This is a genomic window from Lacticaseibacillus hegangensis (genome assembly GCF_003946465.1).
Taxonomy (GTDB): Bacteria; Bacillota; Bacilli; order Lactobacillales; family Lactobacillaceae; genus Lacticaseibacillus; species Lacticaseibacillus hegangensis.
The window spans coordinates 1-1178 of sequence record NZ_RHOL01000069.1; the positions used below are offsets into that span (position 1 = coordinate 1).

Consider the following 1178-nt stretch of genomic DNA (forward strand, 5'->3'; position numbering starts at 1 on the left):
CCCCAGTTTACAATTCAAGTGCAACACCCTGACGACTAGACCAAAAAGGCCATGAAGACCTATTCTTGTTAGTACTAGCTAAACAAGAAAGCAGGAATCTTCATGACCCACTCTCAGACTAACACCCACAAGCATTACCAACAACTCAGTTTTAGCGACCGTGCTACAATTCAGGCCCTTCGGGCTGCTGGTGACACCGCGACCGTGATTGCACAGAAGCTTCATCGCAGTAAAGCGACAATCTCACGAGAAATCACGCGTGGATCTGTAACTCAGCTCGACTCGAAGCGTCACTCGCATCAAGTCTATCTTGCGGAAACTGCCCAAGCCATGCACGACCGTAAACGCGATAGAACCGGTCACTACGCCTTTCTTAAGACCGGCCGTGCGTTCTTCAAGGCTCTCGCCAGGGAGCTTACTCGTAAGCCGCGCGTACACAGCGTTGATAGCTTCGTACACTTCTATCGCGACCAGGGCAAGGCTTGCCCTTCAACGACAACTGTGTATCGCTACATCGACGCCGGGCTGCTTGAGCTAGACAACATGACACTTCCCAAGAAGCTCCGACGCCGCATCAAAGGCTATAAGAACGCCCACAAGCGCAAGAATAAGAAGATATACGGCGACTCAATCGAGTTGCGTCCTGCGGCCGTGAATGACCGCACAGGCGTGGGACATTGGGAAGGCGACTTGGTCAAAGGTATTCGCTTAGCTGATGAGCCAGCATTAATGACGCTCACAGAACGGTACAGCCGGACTGAGATCATCGTCAAGATTCCTGACTATCATGCGGGCACCTGCCTTAAAGCCTTGCAGGACACGATCGACGACTACGGGGCCAAGGAATTTGAGAGTATCACTTTTGACAATGGTTCCGAGTTTGCCAAGTTATCAGAGATTGTTGGAACCCAGATTTACTTCGCACATCCGTACTCGCCTTGGGAGCGTGGCACAAACGAGAACGCCAATGGACTGCTTAGGGAATTCTTCCCGAAAGGGAAGTCTCTCAGAGCAGTTACCCTGGTTGAAATTCAAGCAGTCCAATCCGCACTGAACCATCGTCCCAGACGTATTCTGAACTATCTTCGCCCATGCGATTACTACCGATGCATGGCGTAACAGCCTAGACCACTATCAAGAATTCGTTATCATCGTTGCACTTGACTTGAAAATTGAGG

The 1178-nt window shown here is 50.8% G+C and carries 1 protein-coding gene; it reads left to right on the forward strand.

What is annotated here, in order from left to right; translation table 11 throughout:
- The first annotated feature begins 102 nt into the window (after positions 1 to 102).
- Entirely contained in the window at positions 103 to 1119 is a 1017-nt protein-coding gene (locus tag EKM86_RS12240; protein WP_011674571.1) for an IS30 family transposase, read from the forward strand.
- Positions 1120 to 1178: the final 59 nt, after the last annotated feature.